The organism is Actinomadura barringtoniae (assembly GCF_017573505.1).
GTDB lineage: Bacteria > Actinomycetota > Actinomycetes > Streptosporangiales > Streptosporangiaceae > Spirillospora > Spirillospora barringtoniae.
Genome location: NZ_JAGEOJ010000001.1, coordinates 185,397 through 203,196, shown reverse-complemented (window position 1 = coordinate 203,196; position 17,800 = coordinate 185,397). Strand labels below are relative to the sequence as shown.

Genomic DNA, 17,800 nt, shown 5'->3' with positions numbered 1-17,800 from the left:
CGCCATGGCTCTGGATGCATCCGGCGTGACCAGCGCGTCCCTGCTGAGGCGGCGCAACCAGCGGCTGGTCCTGGAGCTCGTACGGGCGCGCGGCGCGATCCGGCGCAGCGGGCTGATGGCCGCCACCGGCCTGGCGAAGTCCACCATCAAGGAAGTCTGCGACTCGCTCATCGAGCTCGGTCACCTTGAGGAGGTGCGCGACACCGCCGGGCACCGCGCGCCCGGCCGCCCCGCCGCGCAGCTGCGCCTGGCCGCGAGCCTGGGCGTGGTGCTCGGGCTCGACGTGGGCGCCGACAAGGTCCTGGCCATGGTCGCCGACCTGACCGGGAACGCGCTGGCCACGGTCAAGCGGCCGGTCCTCGAGGGCGCCCGTACCCGCGATGGGGTGCTCAGGCAGCTGCGCAGCTGCGTCGGGCACGCGCTGGCCGTGGCGGGAATGGAACGTACGGCCATCGCCGGAACGGTGATCGGCACCCCCGGCGCCGTCGACCCGGCGACCGGCCGGATCTCCCTCGCACCGCAGATCGCGGGCTGGGACGGAACGGTCCTCTCGGGCACGCTGACCGGCGAGGTCGGCGGGCAGGTCGCGGTGGAACGCGAGGCCGACCTGTCCTTCCTGGCCGAACGCGCGCACGGCGTCGCCGTCGGCCTGGACGACGGTGTCTTCGTCCACCTCGGCATCGGCATAGGCAGCAGCGTCCTGATCAACGGGCAGATCTACCGAGGTCACGACGGCGCCTCCGGAGAGATCGGCTACCTCCCCTTGCCGTACGGCGGTGAATCACCGCCCCCCGGCAGCGGGCTCGGCCCCTTCGAGTGGGCCGCCGGCGGCCAGGCGTTCGCCCGCCTAGGCCGCGAGACAGCCCTAAGCGCCAACGGAACACGCCTCCTCAAACTCGCAGGCAACGACCCCAACGCGGTCAACGCCCGCCTCGTCTGCGCCGCCGCCGCCGAGGGCGACCCCGCCTCCCTGGCCCTGGTCGAACGCCTGGCGGAACGGATCGCCGCCGGCATCGCCGCCACGGTCTGCGTGCTGAACCCCCGCGCCGTCATCATCGGCGGCGGCCTCTCCCGAGCCGGCGACACTCTGGTCACGCCGATCACCCGCCACCTGCGAACGATGGTCCCCGCCATGCCGGAAGTCCTGGTCTCGGCGCTCGGCGACGAAGCGGTCGCCCTGGGCGCGGTCCAGCGGGCGGCCGACATCACCATGGACAGCCTCCTCGCCGACTGAGAGGAACCGCATTGTTCACCTATGACCTGTCCTCATTCCTCCCGTTCCGCGACACCGCCGCCTGTGCCCAGGCCCGCGCGATCACCCGCGCCGACATCACCACACACCCCAACCCCGATTTCCACATCAGGGTCATCCAAGAACGCACCTCGTTCTACGAGGCCTTCGCCGAGGACCTGGTCGGACGCATCCGCGACGCCCGGGAAAACGGCGACCAATTCGTCGCGATCCTGCCCTGCGGCCCGATGCCCCAATACGAAATCGCCGCCCGCCTCATCAACGCCGAACGCCTCCGCATGGACCACGTCATCACGTTCAACATGGACGAATACGCCGACCAGGACGGCAACACCGCACCCGCCGGCTGGCCCGGCTCCTTCCACAAGGCAATGAACGACCGCTTCTTCGGCCTCATCGATTCCGACCTGCGCCCCGACCCCGCCAACGTCCATTTCCCGACCACCGAGAACATCGCCCACTACAGCGACCAAATAGCCGACCTGGGCGGCGCCGACGTCTGCTACGGCGGCATCGGCTGGAGCGGCCACATAGCGTTCTGGGAACCCCAACTGGGCGCCGAAGCAAACGGCGACCTGGACGCCTACCGACGACTACCCAGCCGCCTGGTCGAACTGCACCCCATGACCATCATGCAAAACGCCCTGCACTCCTTCGGCGGCGACTGGTCCTGGGTCCCACCCAAGGCCGCCACCATCGGCCCCCGCGACATCCTGGGCGCAAAACACCGCAGCTTCTGGCTGGACGGCGACCTGGGAGGCGGCATCTCCTGGCAACGCTTCATAGCCCGCCTGGTAGCCCACGGCCCCGTAACCCCCTACGTACCCGGCTCCCTACTGCAACCCACCCGAGCCGACTACACCCTCCTAGGCAACGTGGCCGACAACGTGCTGATCACCATGGCCTAACCCGCCCCCGGCCAGAGTCCCCGCCCGGACGGCCGCATCGACTGAACGGGTCTTGAGCCCGGTGTGGCTTGAAGAGTTACGATCTATCGCATGAGCGTGCATTTGACGCACTGGGGGACGTTCGAGGCCGTCAGCGATGGTGAGCGGTTGACCGGCGTGCGTGCGTGGCGCGGGGATCCGGAGCCGATGCCGTTGATCGACAACGTCGCCTCCGCGCAGCATCATCCGGCCCGGATCACGCAGCCGCACGTGCGCAAGGGCTGGCTGGACCACGGGCCCGGGGCGCCTGCGCGCGGCGACGAGCCGTTCGTGCCCGTGTCGTGGGAGACCGCGCTCGATCTCCTGGCCGGGGAGCTGCGCCGGGTCTATCGCGACCACGGAGCCGAGGCGGTGTACGGCGGCTCGTACGGCTGGGCCAGCGCGGGCCGTTTCCACCACGCGCAGAGCCAGGTGCACCGGTTCCTGAACTGCCTCGGCGGCTATGTGCGGCACGTCAACAGCTACAGCCTCGGCACCTCGACCGTGCTGCTGCCCTACGTGATCGCCGACGTGAACGTGCTGCTGAACAAGGCGACGGCCAAGTCGGTGCTCGCTGAGCAGACCGAGCTGGTGGTCGCGTTCGGCGGGCTGTCGCCCAAGAACGCCGCCGTGTCGCCCGGCGGGGTGTCCCGGCACCACAACCGCGGCTGGATGAGCGCCGCGCAGGCCCGCGGCTGCCGGTTCGTCTCGGTCAGCCCGCTACGCGACGACACACCCGCCGAGGCGCAGGCCGAATGGATCGCGCCGCGGCCCGGTAGCGACGCCGCGTTCATGCTCGCTCTTGCCCAGGTACTGGACGCCGACGGCCTGGCCGATAGTGGTTTCCTGGATCGCTACACCGTCGGCTACGCGCGGTTCGCGAGTTACCTGCGCGGCGAGACCGACGGCATCGTCAAGGATCCGGAGTGGGCGTCGGAGATCACCGGAGTTCCGGCGACGCGGATCAGAGGGCTCGCGCACGAGATGGCGACGGCGCGCACGCTGGTGACCGTCAGCTGGTCGCTGCAGCGAGCCCGCCACGGGGAGCAGCCGTTGTGGCTCGGCGTGGTCCTCGCCGCCATGCTCGGCCAGATCGGCCTCCCGGGCGGCGGCTTCGGCCACGGATACGGCTCCACGGCCCTGGTCGGCGAGCCCGCGCCCCGGATCTCGGTGCCGCGGCTGAAGCAGGGGCGGAACGCGGTCTCCACGTACATCCCCGTGGCGCGCATCGCCGACATGCTGCTGAACCCCGGCGCGCCCTACGACTACAACGGTGAACGGCTGACCTACCCGGACATCAGGCTCGTCTACTGGGCCGGCGGCAACCCGTTCCATCACCACCAGGACCTCGCCCGGCTGCGCGAGGCGTTCACCCGCCCGGAGACGGTCGTGGTGAACGACCCGTTCTGGACGGCGACCGCCCGGCACGCCGACATCGTGCTGCCGGTCACCATGACCATCGAACGCGACGACTTCGGTTCCGGGCAGAACGACCGGATGTTCTTCCCGATGCCCGCGCTCACCGAACCGCACGGCCAGGCCCGCGACGACTACGCCATCTTCGCCGAGCTCTCGGATCGCCTCGGCATCGGCAAGGACTTCACCGAGGGCCGCACCACGATGGAGTGGCTGCGGCACCTCTACGACGAGTGGAAGGACACCACCGGGGACTGGCCGGTCCCCGATTTCGACGAGTTCTGGGCGGGCGACGGCCTCGAACTGCCGCTGGCCGACAAGCCACAGGTGGCGTTCGCCGACTTCCGCGCCGACCCGGATCAGCACCCGCTCACCACCCCGACCGGGAAGATCGAGATCTTCTCCTCGACCATCGATGGCTACGCCTACGCGGACTGCCCCGGCCACCCGGTCTGGCTGGAACCGGACGAATGGCTCGGCTCGCCCGAGCCGCGCTTCGCCCTGCAACTGGTCGCCAACCAGCCGAAGTCACGCCTGCACAGCCAGCTCGACGTCGGCGCCCACAGCCAGTCGATCAAGATCGCCGGCCGCGAACCGGTGCGCATGAACCCGTCCGACGCGGCGGCACGCGGCCTCCGTGACGGCGACCTGGTGCGAATCTTCAACGACCGCGGAGCCTGCCTGGCGGGCCTGGCCGTCGACGAAGCCGTCCGCCCCGGCGTCGCCCAGCTCTCCACCGGCGCCTGGTACGACCCAGACCCGACCGACCCATCGTTCTGCCGCCACGGAAACCCCAACGTCCTCACCGCCGACGCGCCGTCCTCAACCCTCAGCCAAGGGTGTACGGGCCAGCTGACCCTCGTCGAGATAGAGCCGTACGCCGGGACTCCGCCGCAGCTGTCGGTATCCCGGCCGCCCGCCACCGCCTGACGTCCCGCGCACGGCACTAACGTCCCGCGCGCAGTGCCCGAGCGGCGCCAGGGGCCCCATCCCAGTGCGGCCCGCTGGTCGTTGAGCGCAGCCATCGGGACGGTGCGCGCAGGGGATCGGGAAGGTGCGCGCAGTCATGGGGACGGTGCGCGCTGGGGATCGGGAAGGTTCGTGCGGCCATGGGGAAGCTCATCGCCTGAGCGGTCGTGAGCATGCTGTCGTTCCGCAGCGGGGGAGTGGGGACCTTGTTGCCGTCCGCAGCCGGTTGCCCTGCCTGGCCTGACCGGCGGCCCGGACCGAACGGGCGTCTTTGTTCTCCCGCGGCTCAACTGCCCCTCTGGTCGCGGCCTTCATGCTGCGCCAACGAGGGTGAGCACACCTCGCGTATCGCTGGCGTATCGATAAACGCATACGCCACAGCAACGCCCCTCCGTCTTCGGTGGAGGCATGAAATCCCTTGCGTTCACACGCATGTCCGTTGCCGCCGCGTTCACGGTGGCCCTTCTGCCGGCCGTCGTCTCGCCTGCGATGGCGGCTCGTGCCACCAAGGTCGGCGACGTTCAGAAGGCCATGGAGGACGTGGCCAAGACACCGGGCGTCGTGGGTGTGATCGGTGGCGCCTATGTGGACGGCAGGCTTGCCGGCCGTGGCACCGCCGGGTCTCGGTTGCTCAACGGCCAAGGCGGCAGGATCCCGGCGGACGCCCGGTTCCGCGTCGGTTCGCAGTCCAAGTGGATGGTGGCCACCGTGATCCTCCAGCTCGTCAAGGAGGGCAGGCTCGGCCTGGAGGACAAGCTCAGTGACGTGTTGCCCGAGGTGGCCACCGGCGGGCTGGTGGAACTCGCCGACCAGATCACCATCAAGGAGCTGATCCAGCACACCTCCGGCGTCCCGGGCTGGTTCTACAAGCCCGGCACGACCGTACCGGCGTTCAACGTCTTCGACTTCACCACCCACTACCGGCCCATGGACATCGTGAAGATGACGCGGGGCCTGCCGCGCACCGGCGCGCCCGGCGAGAAGTACTTCTACTCCGACACCAACTACACCCTCCTCGGCATGATCATCGAGAGGTCGACCGGCCACTCCCTGTCCGACGAGCTCGACCGGCGCCTGTTCCACCCGCTCGGCATGACCCGGACCTATCACGCCACCAAGCCGCCCGAAGGCATCGACGGCCCGCACGGGCACGGCTACTACCCCGACGACGGCGGCGCCCTGCGCGACGTGGATCGCTTCAACGCCAGCTGGGGCAACGGTGCTGGCGGCGTCGTCTCGACCACTCGTGATGTCAGTGCGTTCCAGCGAGCCTTCAACCAGGGCAAGCTGCTGCCCCCGGACCTGCAGAAGATCCTCACCAGCGGGCCCAAGCCCGGCGCGCTGCGGAGCACGGGCAGCAGCTGCGAAGACGACCTGAAGGTGCAAGGCGGCGACGCGCCCGGCTACGTCGCGATGACGTTCTTCTCCACCGACGGCCGCAAGCAGCTCGCCGTGTCCGTCACCCGGAGCGTCGTCGACGATCAGCTCGACCCCATCTTCTCCGCGATCTTCAAGGCCGGCGAGTCCGTCCTCTGCCCGGCGGGTTGACCGGTTGACCCCAGGGCCGACATGCCCGCATGCCCGCCTGTCCGCATGCCTTCGGGCTTCCCTCGGCGGTGAGTTGTGGCGAATTCAGCTTTGAGGTTCAAAGAACGCGTTCTGGCAACCGTCACCCGGCTCGCCGCGGTGCTGCTGGTGCCGCTCGCCGCCTGCCGTGCCCCGGGCAACGCCTGTCATGCGCCGGGCAACGCTTGTCGTGCGCCGGGCCGGGCCCGCTTTCTGGCCTGCCAATGGGCGCTGGGTCTGCGGTTCCCCGCCGAGGATCTCCGCGGGCTGGCACCGGAGGCGCTGACGGCGTTCATGTGCGCGCGGGCTGAGGCGTTCTGGCGCGACGGGCAGCTGATCGGGCTGACCTCGGGTCATCGCGACGCGGCGGAACAGCGCCGGATCTTCGCTGAGGAGGTGCGGCGTACCGGCTCGATCTCGGCGGCGCGGCGGCGGGTGCTGCCACCGGAGGAATCCATGCACGTACGGGGGCTCGCGATCGATGTGCGACCGACCGAGGGCGCGCGCTGGCTGGAACAGAACGGCGGGCGGTACGGGCTCTACCGCGTTTACGAAAACGAATGGTGGCATTTCGAATTCCGCACGGTCGAGCCCGTTCGGCTGCCACATCCAGATGCCGCGGCCGAGGCGTGCGCCCACGGCATCGCGTTCGGGCTGTGCCCGTTGCATGGCAATGGGCCTTGGCATTACCGGCTGAGTCCCCTTGCCGCCGCTGCCGATTGCCCGCCGATGTACGGGGATCCAGGTGATCCGGCTAAGGGCCCGAGGAGGCGGTGGTGAATCAGATATCCGTTGCGCTTCAGCGCCGATCAGGTACGTTTCCGCCGCCGACCCTCCAGACGCTGCCGGTCGCGGTGACCGCGAACGTCGCCAAGATCCGTACGCGAACGGGCAGCACGATCATGGCCGTGGTCAAAGCCGACGGCTACGGCCACGGCGCCGCCACGGTCGCCAAGGCCGCCGTCGCCGCCGGGGCCGGGTGGCTCGGAACGACCAGCGTCGCGGAGGCCTCGGCATTGCGCGACGCGGGGTTGGCGGTGCCGATCCTCACCTGGCTGCACCCCTCCGGGATCGACGCCGAAGAGGCGGCGGCCGCGAGGATCGATGTCGCGGTCGGCTCGGTGGACGAACTCGGCGCGCTCCTCGCGCGAGCCCCCTCGATCTTGCGGATCCATCTGCACGTGGACACCGGAATGTCCCGCGGCGGCTGCCCACGAGCACGATGGGACGAACTGATCGACCTCGCTCGCCGAGGTCAGCAGGCTCAGAGGGGCCGCGTCGTGGGTGTCATGGGGCATCTGCCGTCGGCCGACCGGGCCGACCCCGAGGCGAACGCACCGGCGGTCGCTCGCATGCGCGAGGCGCGGCGGGCGGTACGGGCGGCGGGCCTCGGCTCGCCGTTCACCCATCTCGCGGCCACCTCAGGGACGCTGAACGATACGGCGACGCATTTCGACATGGTTCGCATAGGTGCCGGACTGGTCGGCATCGACCCGTCCGGGATCATGGCGATGCACGGCGCCTCCCGGCTGACCGCACCGATCGTGCATACGGCGGCTGTTCCGGCCGGCGCGCCGGTCGGCTACGACGGCGCCTATGTCACCGAACGCGCCACCCACCTGAGCGTTCTGCCCCTCGGGTACGCAGACGGCATCCCGCGCGAGCTCTCGCCTCAGGCCTGCGTCGAGATCCACGGGCGCCGTTACCAGCTCGCGGGACGGGTCTCGATGGATCAGATCGTGATCGACACCGGGGCCGAGCCCTTCCCGGCCGGTACGTCCGCGACCGTGTTCGGCCCGGACGGCGGAGCGACCCCGGCGATCTGGGACTGGGCGCGCTGGGCCGGAACCATCCCGCACACCATCGTCACCGGCATCGGCCCGCGCGTGAAAAGGATCATCGCATGAGGGGGGAACCCCGTATGAAGAGGCAGCATCGCATGACGCGGCGGATCGTCGTGCTCGGCGGGGGAGAGAACGCCGAGCACGACGTCTCTCTGGCCACTGCCGCAGCGGTCGCAGAGGCGCTGCGTGCCACCGGATTCGACGTCGATGAGCTGACCATCGACCGTGACGGAACGTGGCGGCGAGGAGCCGACGCACTGGGGTCGCGCGCCATCGACTCCCTGGCGGCCGCATTGGGCGTCATCGAACGGGCCGACGTCGTCTTCCCCGCGATTCACGGCCCGTGCGGCGAGGACGGAACCCTCGCGGCGTTGTGCGCCCTGGCGCACACGCCGATGGCCGGCTCGGGTCTGCGCGCCGGAGCGATCGGCATGGACAAGTGGGCGACCAAGCTCGTGGCCGAGGCCCTCGGGATCCGTACCGCTCCCGCCCGTCTGGTGACGGCGGCGGAGATCGCCGACGTCGAGTTCGAGGCGGACGTGGTGGTGAAGCCGGCCTCGGCCGGGTCGAGTTTCGGCGTCGCCTTGGCGCGCGATGCCCTCCAGCTCCGCGACGCGCTATGCCGTGCGGCACGGCTCGACGACCGGATCCTGATCGAGGACGTCGTACGGGGCCGGGAGATCGATGTGGCCGTCCTGCGAGAGGCCGACGGCCGCCCATGGGCGGCGCCGCCACTGGAGATCCACGCCGACGGCGTCTTCGATACCGAGTCCAAGTACGACGGTTCGGCCCTGTTCAGCGTGCCCGCAGACCTGGACGACACGAGCCGAACGGCCCTGACCGATGCGGCGCTGCGGATGTTCGACGCGCTCGGCTGCGCCGGCGTCGCCCGGATCGACTTCTTCCTCACCGATCACGGACCCGTCCTCAACGAGGTCAACACCATGCCGGGAATGACGCCCGAATCCCAGGTACCGAAGATGTTCGCCGCAGCCGGACTGTCCTACGAACAGCTGGTCGCCCGCCTGGTCGACGCCGCCGCCATCCGCAAGCCTGCCGCCCACGCACCCCTCCTAGCCCCGGACTCCTCCTAGCCCCGGACTCCTCCCGGCCCCGGACCGCTCCCGGCCCCGGACCGCTCCCGGACCGGACCTCTGCCGACCGAGGGGACTTGATCATGTGAAGCCATGACCTGCCTCTGCCCCTGACCCCAGCGATCCGAGACGCCCCGGCAAAGATCACAGAAGGCGCTGCAGGGTCAAGGCGCAGCAGGGCCATGGCGCAGCAGAGTCAAGGCGCTGCAGAGCCATGGTCACCACACAGGAGCGTTTGCATACGTCGGCGATATCCCGTGCTGCTTAGGCTTCAGGGATGCGCGTGTTGCTTGTGGAGGACGAGCCCTACCTGGCCGACGCCGTCCGTGACTGCCTGCGGCTGGAGGCGATCGCCGCCGACGTCGCCCGCGACGGCGACACCGCCCTGGAACTGCTCAGCGTCAACTCCTACGACCTGGCGGTATTGGACCGTGACATCCCCGGCCCTTCCGGTGACGAGATCGCCCGCCGGATCGTCGCGTCCGGCAGCGGCATGCCGATCCTGATGCTCACCGCCGCGGACCGGATCGATGACAAGGCGTCGGGGTTCGAGCTCGGCGCCGATGACTACCTCACCAAACCGTTCGAGCTCCGCGAACTCGTCATGCGCCTGCGCGCACTGGACCGCAGACGCGCGTACGCCCGGCCCCCGGTCCGCGAACTCGCAGGCCTCCGCGTCGACCCCTTCCGCCGCGAGGTCTTCCGGGACGGACGCTACGTCGCGCTCACCCGCAAGCAGTTCGCCGTCCTCGAGGTACTGGTCGCCGCCGAGGGCGGTTTCGTCAGCGCCGAAGAACTCCTGGAGCGGGCGTGGGATGAGAACGCCAACCCGTTCACCAACGCCGTCCGCATCACCGTGTCCGCTCTGCGCAAACGACTCGGCGAACCATGGCTCATCGCCACGGCGCCCGGCGTCGGCTACCGGATCGACACAGGCCCGGACCCCGCTCACCCCTGCGACAGGTCATGAAGAGACGCCCAGGGCTCAGCGCCCGGGTGAAACTGACTCTCAGCTATGCCGCGTTCCTCATGGTCGCCGGCGCCCTCCTGCTGGCCGTTGTCTGGGTGTACATGCTGCGGTACGCACCCGGGATCGTCACCTCTCCCGACGGGACTCTCGCTCGCTCGGTCCGCCTGCGCTTCGTCCCCGCCGTGGCCACGACACTGGCCTTCCTCATGGTGTTCGGCCTGACGGGAGGATGGATTCTCGCCGGCCGGATGCTCGCGCCACTGACCCGCATCGCCGACGCGGCCCGGCTGGCCGCCGAAGGATCCCTCTCCCACCGGATCCGCTTGAAGGGCCCCAGCGACGAGTTCCGCGAACTAGCCGACGTGTTCGACACCATGCTCGAGCAACTCGAATCCCACATCGCCGAGCAGCAACGCTTCGCTGCGAACGCCTCCCACGAACTGCGCACACCTCTAGCGATCTCGCAGGCGCTCCTCGAAGTCGCCGACACACAGAACCAGAACGAACTGATCGAACGCCTCCGCGTCGTCAACACCCGGGCGATCGACCTCACCGAAGCGCTCCTCCTGCTCAGCCGCGCCGACCGCAAGACCTTCACCCGCAGCCCCGTCGACCTCTCCCTGATCGCTGAAGAGGCCACCGAATCCCTGCTCCCGTTCGCCGAAGAGCGTCAGATCACCCTCGACGTCACCGGCGAGACGGCGCACACCCTCGGCTCAGCCGAGCTCCTGTTGCAGATGGTGACCAACCTCGTCCAGAACGCCATCGTCCACAACCACCCCGCCGGCGCCGTAGCCGTCCACACCGAAGTCGAGCCCGGCGCAAGCGTCCTTCTGGTCGAGAACACCGGCCACCACCTCCCCCCAGAACTCCTGCCGACCCTCACCGAACCGTTCCAGCGCGGAACAGAACGCATCCGGACCGACCACGCCGGCGTAGGCCTAGGCCTGGCCATAGTCCACAGCATCGTCCGAGCCCACAACGGCATCCTCGCCCTAACCCCCCGCCCCACCGGCGGCCTCCTGGTCACCATCCGCTTCCCAGGCACCCCGCCACCCCAGACCGCCTCCCAATAAGCGCCCCGCAGCCGCCTCATGTCCTTAAAATCGATCCACTCCGGCGGCCGAGGTCGACGCCGTCCTCATCGGACGCCCGGCGGTGGACCTTGAAGCGCATCATCCTGCCGACGCATCCGATGAGCGCTTGCGGCGCCGCTTGTGCGGCTCCTTACGGGAGTGGCTTGGCTCCCGGGCCGTTACCCGGAAGGAACGTCGAAGGAACGCGTGCGGAACGTCTACCTCGACTATCCCCACGGCACCCGCGGGGAGTGGAAGAAGATCTGCCGTCACTAACGAAAGGACGACTTCGATGAGCACTCGATCTCACGTTCGTCGCAGGGCCGTCCTCCTGGCCGGTCTCATGCTGACGGGCGTCGTCACGTCTCCCGCCAGGCCGACACCTCCAGCGGGCCCAGGCACTGCACGCAGTCGCCCTGCCAAGCCGTGGAGCGATCTCCGCCTCGGCTGGGCCAACTTCACCGGCCACCGATGGGTCTGGATGATGACCCTGCAGTCCACAGCGGTCATCGTTTGGTCCTGATGGGTTGCGGAGCACATTGGATCGTTGTCGCCGCCGGGATGCTCATCCTGGGCGTGTGCCAGTCCATGTACTACGTTCTCTGGACCACTCAGCTCCAGAGAACCTTCCCCGCGCATGCGCTCGCGCGTCAACAGCTGGGGGCATCGTCGATAACTTTGGCCTGACGCCGATCGCGTTGCTGCTCGCCGGCCCGACCATCGAGGCCATGGGCACCGACCAGGCCGCACTCGGCATCGGCGCCCTCGTCGTCGCCACTACCGCGATCACGTTGCCGGCTTTCTTCACCCGGCTCGCCTCCGCTGGAAGCCCCGAACCTGAGCCCGGTCTCGCCACCCGCTAAGGCATGTTGTGAGGTCCGTTCTGCGGGCGCTGCTTGGCAGAGGCGAGGAACGCAGCCACTGCCACGCCCATCACGACCAGCGACATCAGGAGGGCGAGGTACCAGCCGATATCGAGGGTGACGTGAATATGGCGTCGGATCGCCGCGGCGATGGCCGAGGGCAGGCGCGGCAGCTTGTCGAGCACCTTTGATTTGGCGGTGTCCAGCCGGGCGAGCACGACAAGCAGAGTTCCCATGGAGGCGACGCCGGGGATCGCAGCGGCCCCGGTCAGCCTGCCGTCGCGGCGAACGGTCCCGAGAACGCCGAGTGCTGCCGCCGCGATCGCGCACAACAGAGTCAGCCACCCCACGGTGACATCGCTGTCGAGGCCGTTCCCGGTCCCCTTGGCCAAGGTCTTCCCTGAGGGGGCGGACGGCAGCACATCGGAGGCCTGCACTGTCACCTGCACCCAAGGCAGCAGTACGGCGACCGCCAACAGGACCGCCGCACCTGCAACGACCAGTCCCAACCACGGCGGAGCGCCCCCGGTCTGTCGCCCGCCCACAGGCGGCGGACCGTAAGGCCCACCCTGCGGCGCAGTTCCCCACCCTGGCCCGGGCTGCTGAGCCCATCCCGACGGCGGGGACATGCCCTGCGGCTGGCCGGGCGGGCCCCAGGACGGGCCGTTTCCGGGTGGCTGGGGATGACTCATGAGCCTCGGCCGTCCTCACAATGCGCTGAGCGAAGATCGTCGCGCCTACACGCTAGCTTCTGGCGAACACGCTTGTCTAAGTGCTGCTGGCAACACCGCGTCCTCTCCCAAGCGAGCCCAGAAATCAGCTACCCCCGGCTAGCGCGACCTGAGAGCCCAACTCGGCGCCGTACTGCGAAGCCAGGGCTGGTTAAGAAGTTCACTCCAGGCGGCTCGCAACGGAGGGGATCGCTGAGGTCTCCGTCATTGGACGTCGGGCTGAGTAGCTCAGCAGACGCAGCGACAGAACTGGCCCGGCTCATCTCGGCTCGCGGTCGACAGGCCGGGTGCGGGGTTTAAGCCTCGCGCCGGGGGTTGCCATCAGGTGACATCTCGTACGCCTGATGTCCACTCGGTCGCCTCAAATCCGGGTGACAAACGATCTTCAAGGAGATCCACTCGCGCACGATCAGGGCTCTGAGCTCGGAGGTTGTGGAGCGGGCGACGGGAATCGAACCCGCGTAGCCAGTTTGGAAGGGTACGGATCAAGACCCCGTTACCTGCTGTGCCGCAGGTCAAGGGTCCACTCGCGGAGTCCTTGAGTGCCCGTGATGCCCTCTGGTTCGCTGCCCCTACTGGCACGGCTGTGGCACGGGCTTTGACGCTTAAGTGTCAAAGGGGAGCGTACTTGCATCCCCAGGACTGCGGGCAGGCGTCTTCCCACCCTCAACGTTCTTTCGAATGCAAGTTCGTAGTTTGACCGCCTGGGGCCTGTTTGGATCTGCGCATCTTTTGTGTAGTCCTGCCTGACCCCAGGCGGATCTTGATTGTGGGCTTAGATCTTCCAGCTCCAAAAGTTGCTGGACGTCTGTGGTTTGCCCTGGTATCAACCTCCGGGGTGTTATCCTCTTTGGATGCGTATTGAGTTTGCAGTCATGGGCGTCCCCTTTGGTGCTTACCAGGCTCCGGAACACGTGGTTTCACGTTCGAGTTGGGACCTTACGTGGTCGGAGCGTTCTCGGGTTTTTGTAGAAACAACTCTGGAAAATCGGTTCGGTGATGCTCTGAATCAGGCTGCCGAGTTGTTTGGTATTACCGCGCGCAATCAAGTAACAGGGGAGCCTGTTGAAGTCGCACCTGGACTCGCCGGGGTCGCGTTCTTTGTTGACGATGAAACCGAAGGTCGAATTAAAGGGCGAAGGGAGTGCACTCTTCTTGGAAGAGACGGCGAGTTCTTGTGGAATAGGAGAATTGTCGAGGCTTCTGTAGGGCAATTGCTTGATGCATCAAAGCATGGACTTGTCGTTGGTGACATTCGGCGAACTTATCTCATACCTCAATCGCCGGGTGGCGGAGCCTTTGGATCAATTGATTGGCAAACGGCGCTCCTGGCATTGCTTACGACAAAACAAATCCTTACTGACGTTGGTGGCGTCGCCCAGGGGTTGGGGGTGATTAAATCCGCCTGGGAGAATGGGAGAAAATCTATTCTCCGCCTTAAGGGGAAATGGCAGGAGCGTGGCGGAGATCTGGGGGACGTTTTTTCCTCCGCAATTGAGTCCGAGAAATGGAACGTGGAAGTTTTTGCTCAAAGGATGGGATGTACGGAAGAGGATGCGGAGCAATTGCTCTCACTGTTTGGGTATGACTCGGGTAATCAAGGGTGGGTGTCGAACCCTGGAAGTCCAATTGCTCGCTCACGTCTCCTGTTCCTGGCTACGCTGGTAGCAGTGGAAATGGGGTTGGCGCGGGATGATAATTCGGCTGATTTGGTGGAGGTGATGAAGGAAGTTCTGGAAATGGTTTGCCTATCTGAAAGCCTGCCTTCTGAAGAAGAAATAAGAAGAAAGATAGAAGATCAAGTATTTGGGAGTTTTGAAGATGAATGGATTCCGCCGCAGTAGCCGTTGCTAGAGCTGGACGGGTCCGGGCTTGCGTGGGGGCGGGGCCTCGTAGCCTGGTGCGGCGGACGGGCGGCACCTGCCTGCCCGCGATGGCCCGTCGTGAGGCCCCGCGGGGGGTCCCCGCGCAAGTACGGAGGCGGCCAGCGGCACCCGGTCGACCAGCTCGGCCACGTGAGGGCCTTGGCCGCCTTGAGAAGTCGTGCCGTCGCAGGCGGCCCCCGTTACGTGTCTTGTCCGGGCGAGCCGACTGGCGTTGGCCCGGCGGCCGGTTAGCGAAGCGGGGCCGGCCGCCGTGGCGCCGTGTCGGCCGCCCATGCGGCCCGCTTGTCGGGCCGCCTTGAGATAGTGAAGAAAGTCTGCACAGGGACTGCTGAGGCGCAGGGGCCTTGTGATGCGACGGCGAGACTGCTGCCAGCGGGGATCGTGATCGGAGAGAGTGGCGAACGTGCCAGAGACCGAGGAGACCAAGCCCGATCCTTCCGCCGAGTGGTGGACCACGTCTGATGTTGCGGTCTATCTCGGCGTCAAGGTCGCGACTGTCAGCTCGTACCGGATCCGCGAGCAGATGCCGGAGCCTGATCTCACTGTCGGCCGTACTCATGTCTGGCGCCCGGCCACGATCATTGAGTGGCATGAGGGCCGCCCTCGCCCCGGAGTCGGGGGTAGGACGTCGGACTAGGCGGCGCCCAGGCGGGAATCGGCGTACTCGGTGAACTCGCGAGCGCTGGCTGAATTTCCTGCCGAGGCCAGCTCGGTCTGGAAGGTCCGGAGGAAGCTCATGCCCCGCTCAGAGTCGATCTGATTAGCGATCAAGTCGACTGTCTCTCGGCCGGACTCACAACCTGCGTCAACGTCGCCAGTCCGGAGGTGGGCAATGGCGACACGACCTAGCCACGTGGCGCGGTCTCGGGGGTACTTGGAGCCGCAAGACTCTACGGCGGCGGTTAGCTCACGTGATGCCCCTGGATAGTCTTCGAGATCGAACAGGGCGCGTCCCAGCTGTGCGGCCATTCGGGTTTCGTCAACCCAGTAGGCCCAGTTCGGGGAGTCTCCGTTCACCGCACGGTTCAAGAGGCTGGTCGACTTGGTCAAGGCCTGGCGGGCCTTGGCCGCCTGCCCGACCTTCGCGTAGGCGCGACCGGCGCGAGCCCATGTCATCGCCTGGATGACGCTTGGTGTCTTCTTCTGAGACTCGGTCGTCGCAACCTCGAGGAGCTGAGTGGCGTCTTCGAGCCGTCCAGTTGAATAAGCCTGGATACCAAGGAAGCCAACGATGTTCACGGCCAGAGGATGGTCGCCGACTGCCGCAGCTGCACGAAGGGCAGCGAAGTAATACTGCTGAGCAGCTGCTTGCCGACCGCTGTCGAACGCAGCCCACCCGGCGAGACGTGCAAGTTCGGCTGTGGCCCCGTACAACCGTTGCCCGGTGGCCTCGGTGTAGCGCCCGTTCTTCAGCATGTCGGTTACGAAGCGGAGATCGGAGTGGAGCATCTCCAGGATGCCGCCGCCGCCGTGCTCGTCGTCCATGCGGCGGCGCACGGAGATCAGACGTTCGATCTCATCTACGAGTGCGTTGCTGACCTGATGACCTCGATCGCGATACGCAAGCCAAGGGCCAGGATTCAGACGCCAGTTGTAGATGGGAAGAAGAAGTTCGGCGCCCATGAGCAGGACAAATTCACGGCGATCCACTATTGCATGCTCCGCGACGGTGGTGAGTGCGTTGATCGTTCCTTCGGCGTCCCACGGTTCCTGGATTCCAACCAGGCCGCTTGTAGGGAGCCATCCCGGCCAGGTGACGCGAAGGTAGGTGTCCGGGGGAAGACTGAACAGGTTGCACAGAGCGGCCTGAGCGGCGTCGTCAGGAACTACACCGTGTTCCCAGCGGGTAACGGTCTTGCGGGTTGTCCCGAGCCCCTGCTCTCTGAGCAGGTGTGCAAGCACCTCCTGGGACCAACCCTGGCTTCGCCGCGCCTCGACCAAGGGGTGACGAGGCGGGTCAGCGGCGGAGGGCAATGACGCCAGGGGCATAGCGCTCACGTTCTCAGAATAGACACGCTCCATCTGGGTGCGATGTCGATCGCATTGAGGTGACCCCTGGTGACCCCCCATGGTCCTCTTGCGGCCCTGGCGGGGGGCTTGGGTGCCCGTCATGGCCCCGGTGTGACGCCTGTTGCCTGGGGTGTCTGGTGGCGATGCTCGAAGTGAAGGCAACCGAAGGTCCCGCGAGTAAGACCCACTCGTGAGGCACCTTGAGAAGTACAAACTCAGTTTGTACTCTTCACAGGAAGAAGGCCCCGGTGAGCGGCAACTCACCGAGGCCGGGCGCATCGTCCACCTCTTGAAAGGACACGGAAGATGCCAGTCCAGGCTACGTCACGAGTACAGGGTGAGCCCAGTGCGCTCGCTGCGGCTCGGCAAATCCCCAGGGATGCCGTCGCGCATCCTGACCTGCACGCGCGGATCGTTTCCGACCTGGCGCAGGCCACCATGCGAGCCCAGCTCGCGATCGTGGATCTGTGGACCGGTCGGCATGCCGCTGCGCTCTGCACCGCACTCAGGCTCACCAATGAGGGCCTGGCGGAGCACTTGGGGATCGCCGTACGGACCGTGGCCAAGTGGAAGGCTCAGCCCGATCTCGTCCCGGACATGGAGCTGCAACAAGCTCTCGACATCGCACTCGCCCACGCACCCCACGATGCACAGATCCGGTTCGCTCTGCTGCTAGGCAGACTGCCCCAGCCCACACCGCAACCCTCCACCACACCGGCCCGCCCTCAGCGGGACGCCAACCAGCGCCGCGCCCGGCACGACGCCCCTGACCGGCGCGCCGAAGTCACTCAGCTTCTCGATCGGCTGATGGACGAACAGAATGTGAGCCTGGCCAACCTCGCCCGGCTCACCCACTTCGACAAGGGCTACCTGTCGAAGATCAGAAACGGGCTCAAGCCCCTGTCGCTCAAGGTCGCGACGGCCTTGGACGAGGCACTTGGCGCGCACGGACAGTTCACCGCGCTGGTCTCACTCCACCCTCAGCCCGACATGGCACCGGTCCCCTTGCGGCCGGTCGCTGGAGCAGCTGTCTCGCAGCAGACACGGTCAGGCGGAGCCACCCTGCTTCAGCAGGCACGGATCAAGCGCCGCTGGACTCAGCTCCAGCTCATCGTCCGACTGGAGAATTGCGCGAAAGCGCACGCAATGGCCCTGCCCACCAGGGCAAGCCTGAAGGCGTAGATCTCCGCGTTCGAG

At 67.2% G+C, this 17,800-nt stretch carries 14 protein-coding genes; 12 read left to right on the top strand and 2 right to left on the bottom strand.

The annotated features are described in order from the left end of the window. Positions 1–4: 4 nt before the first annotated feature. The 10 genes from J4573_RS00900 (at position 5) to J4573_RS55080 (ending at position 11,976) form a co-directional block, all read left to right on the top strand. Entirely contained in the window at positions 5–1,234 is a 1,230-nt protein-coding gene (locus J4573_RS00900; RefSeq protein WP_208253248.1) for an ROK family transcriptional regulator, read from the top strand. 11 nt (positions 1,235–1,245) lie between these two features. Continuing rightward, positions 1,246–2,160 (top strand): sugar phosphate isomerase family, encoded by a 915-nt coding sequence (locus tag J4573_RS00895; protein WP_208253247.1) that lies wholly within the window; start codon positions 1,246–1,248, stop codon positions 2,158–2,160. A 90-nt stretch (positions 2,161–2,250) separates the two neighbouring features. Then, entirely contained in the window at positions 2,251–4,524 is a 2,274-nt protein-coding gene (locus J4573_RS00890) for a molybdopterin guanine dinucleotide-containing S/N-oxide reductase (protein WP_208253246.1), read from the top strand. A 471-nt stretch (positions 4,525–4,995) separates the two neighbouring features. Continuing rightward, a complete protein-coding gene (locus tag J4573_RS00885) occupies positions 4,996–6,111 on the top strand; it encodes a serine hydrolase domain-containing protein (RefSeq protein WP_208253245.1) in 1,116 nt (371 codons plus the stop codon). Between the two features lie 90 nt (positions 6,112–6,201). After that, positions 6,202–6,909, top strand: coding sequence for a M15 family metallopeptidase (locus tag J4573_RS00880; protein WP_208253244.1), 708 nt, complete (start codon positions 6,202–6,204; stop codon positions 6,907–6,909). Positions 6,910–6,983: 74 nt separating this feature from the next. Continuing rightward, positions 6,984–8,036 (top strand): alanine racemase, encoded by a 1,053-nt coding sequence (gene alr / locus J4573_RS00875; protein WP_208253243.1) that lies wholly within the window; start codon positions 6,984–6,986, stop codon positions 8,034–8,036. A 14-nt stretch (positions 8,037–8,050) separates the two neighbouring features. Beyond that, a complete protein-coding gene (locus J4573_RS00870) occupies positions 8,051–9,067 on the top strand; it encodes a D-alanine--D-alanine ligase family protein (protein ID WP_208253242.1) in 1,017 nt (338 codons plus the stop codon). 277 nt (positions 9,068–9,344) lie between these two features. Beyond that, positions 9,345–10,037, top strand: a complete 693-nt coding sequence (locus J4573_RS00865) for a response regulator transcription factor (RefSeq protein ID WP_208253241.1) — start codon at positions 9,345–9,347, stop codon at positions 10,035–10,037. Positions 10,038–10,063: 26 nt separating this feature from the next. Beyond that, positions 10,064–11,113: a sensor histidine kinase gene (locus tag J4573_RS00860; protein WP_307796434.1), complete on the top strand. Its 1,050-nt coding sequence runs from the start codon at positions 10,064–10,066 to the stop codon at positions 11,111–11,113. 728 nt (positions 11,114–11,841) lie between these two features. Further along, positions 11,842–11,976: a hypothetical protein gene (locus tag J4573_RS55080; protein ID WP_279575319.1), complete on the top strand. Its 135-nt coding sequence runs from the start codon at positions 11,842–11,844 to the stop codon at positions 11,974–11,976. Here the strand turns inward: J4573_RS55080 and J4573_RS00855 are convergent. Next, entirely contained in the window at positions 11,973–12,452 is a 480-nt protein-coding gene (locus J4573_RS00855; RefSeq protein ID WP_208253239.1) for a hypothetical protein, read from the bottom strand. The genes J4573_RS55080 and J4573_RS00855 overlap by 4 nt on opposite strands. A gap of 1,109 nt (positions 12,453–13,561) precedes the next feature. Between J4573_RS00855 and J4573_RS00850 the strand changes: the two genes are divergently transcribed. Next, a complete protein-coding gene (locus J4573_RS00850; protein WP_208253238.1) occupies positions 13,562–14,551 on the top strand; it encodes a hypothetical protein in 990 nt (329 codons plus the stop codon). 675 nt (positions 14,552–15,226) lie between these two features. Here the strand turns inward: J4573_RS00850 and J4573_RS00845 are convergent. Next, on the bottom strand, positions 15,227–16,582 hold the full coding sequence (locus tag J4573_RS00845; RefSeq protein ID WP_504740193.1) for an NsdA family TPR-like regulatory protein: 1,356 nt from the start codon (positions 16,580–16,582) through the stop codon (positions 15,227–15,229). Positions 16,583–16,909: 327 nt separating this feature from the next. On the opposite strand from J4573_RS00845, the gene J4573_RS00840 reads away from it, so the two are divergent. After that, positions 16,910–17,785: a helix-turn-helix domain-containing protein gene (locus J4573_RS00840; protein ID WP_208253236.1), complete on the top strand. Its 876-nt coding sequence runs from the start codon at positions 16,910–16,912 to the stop codon at positions 17,783–17,785. The last annotated feature ends 15 nt before the right edge of the window (positions 17,786–17,800 follow it).